1 protein-coding gene is annotated in these 584 nt (G+C 68.0%); it reads right to left on the bottom strand.

The annotated features are described in order from the left end of the window. Window positions 1-36: 36 nt before the first annotated feature. Window positions 37-584: metallopeptidase TldD-related protein (locus tag ACXJKJ_RS31415; RefSeq protein WP_457395571.1), on the bottom strand; the 548-nt coding region annotated here is incomplete at its 5' end.

Raw genomic sequence — 584 nt, 5'->3', positions numbered from 1 at the left:
GCTCCCCGCCTGCCAGGGCAGCGGCCATAGAATACGTCAATCGTTGCCCGCAACGGTCATCCGGCCGACCAGGATGGAACCCACCTGCACGTGCGAGCGACGGTCCACGTCGCTACCCACCGCCTCGATCCCGGCAAACATGTCCTTGAGGTTGCCGGCGATGGTGATGCCGTCCACCGGATAGCTGATCTCACCGTTCTCCACCCGGAAGCCGCCGGCGCCGCGCGAGTAGTCGCCGGTCACGCCGTTGACGCCCTGCCCCATCAGTTCGGTCACCAGCAAGCCCTGGCCCATCTGCCGCGCGATGCTGGCCAGGTCCCCGGCGTTGGCGGCCACCTTGAGGTTGTGCACGCCACCGGCATTGCCGGTCGTGGGCAGGCCGAGCTTGCGGGCCGAATAGCTGCCCAGGATGTAGCGCTGCAGCACGCCATCGGTGATGAGGGCCGAATTGCGCGTGGCCACGCCGTCGCCATCGAACGCGGACGAGCGCAGGCCGCGACGCAGCAGCGGCAGTTCCTCGATCTGGAACCAGTCCGGGAACAGCCGCGTGTTGACGCTGTCCAGCAGGAAGCTGGCGCGGCGAT

The sequence above is a fragment of the Roseateles sp. P5_E1 genome, from assembly GCF_054049335.1.
Note: the sequence above shows the minus strand (reverse complement) of the source record. Positions and strands in the feature narration are given on the sequence as shown.